Origin of the sequence: Pseudonocardia sp. SID8383 (assembly GCF_009864975.1) — a bacterium.
GTDB classification, from domain to species: Bacteria; Actinomycetota; Actinomycetes; order Mycobacteriales; family Pseudonocardiaceae; genus Pseudonocardia; species Pseudonocardia alni.
This window is the reverse complement of the sequence record NZ_WWFY01000935.1, coordinates 1-1,233: the sequence shown is the minus strand read 5'-3', so window position 1 is coordinate 1,233 and position 1,233 is coordinate 1. Positions and strand designations below refer to the sequence as shown.

1 protein-coding gene and 1 pseudogene are annotated in these 1,233 nt (G+C 77.9%); both read left to right on the top strand.

Annotated features, from left to right (window positions below):
* Window positions 1-226: pseudogene (locus GTW08_RS32115) on the top strand (hypothetical protein); the annotation flags it as partial.
* 222 nt (window positions 227-448) lie between these two features.
* The coding region (locus tag GTW08_RS22400; protein WP_161152475.1) for a Rossmann-like and DUF2520 domain-containing protein at window positions 449-1,233 on the top strand (785 nt) is incomplete at its 3' end.

The following is a 1,233-nucleotide window of genomic DNA, read 5'->3' as shown; positions in this document are numbered from 1 at the left end:
GGCGGGCTCGCCGGCGCCCGGGCATCCGCCGTTCGGTGCCCCGGTGTCCGGCCCCGCCGGACCCGCCCCCGGGGGTGGCGACGAGCACCTCACGCGTGCCGTCCGCCGTCCGGACCCACCCGCCGGCGGGACCCACGGCCGCCACCACGACGACCCGTCGGACCCCGGCCCCACCCGCCCGATGCTCCGTCCGGACGACGACCCGGACCACCCCGCGACCCGGTGATCACCGGTTGTGGAGCGCAGCGTCCGCCCGGTGGGCGCCGGACTCCACAACCGGTGATCATCGTCGTACCGGGACGGGTGAGGCCGGTCTCAGGACCACCCGTCGCCACCCGGCGCGCGTCTACCCTCGCGTCCGGCGCGCGGCCACCGGAGGTCGCGCCACCCGCGGATTGCCCGACCGGTACCCCACCAGGACCGGAACGGGAGGAAACGGATTCTCGTGATGGACTCTGCGATCGATGGCGGTCGCCCCGCGCGGCTCGCGGTCGGGGTGGTCTCGGCCGGTCGGGTCGGTGCGGTGCTGGGCGCCGCGCTCGCCCGCGCGGGCCACCACGTCGTCGCCGCCTCCGGGGTCTCGCAGGCCTCGGTGCGCCGGGCGGAGACCCTGCTCCCCGACGTCCCCCTGCTCCCGCCGGACGAGGTCTGCTCGCGCGCCGACCTGGTCCTGCTCGCCGTCCCCGACGACGTGCTGCCCGGCCTGGTCCGTGGCCTCGCCGCCGCCGGGTGCTTCCGCCCGGGCCAGATCGCCGTCCACACGGCGGGGTCGCGCGGCGTCGCGGTGCTGGACCCGGCGACGGAGCAGGGTGTGCTGCCGCTGGCGCTGCACCCGGCGATGACGGTGACCGGCCGCCCCGAGGACGTCGACCGGCTCGCCGCCTGCTGCATCGGCGTCACCGCCCCCGGCGACCCGGAGCACGGCGACCCGCGCGAGGCCGTCGGCTGGAGCGTCGCCGAGGCACTCGTGCTGGAGATGTCGGCCGAGCCCGTCCGCATCCCCGAGGCGATGCGCCCGCTCTACCACGCCGCGCTCGCCCACGGCGCCAACCATCTGACCACCCTGGTCGGGGACTGCGTGCAGCTGCTGGAGACCGCCGGCATCCGGCCCGCGGAGCGGCTCGTCGCGCCGCTGCTGTCGGCCGCGCTGGACAACGCGCTGCGCCACGGCGACCGCGCGCTGACCGGACCGGTCGCCCGCGGCGACGCCGGCACCGTCCGGACCCACCTGGA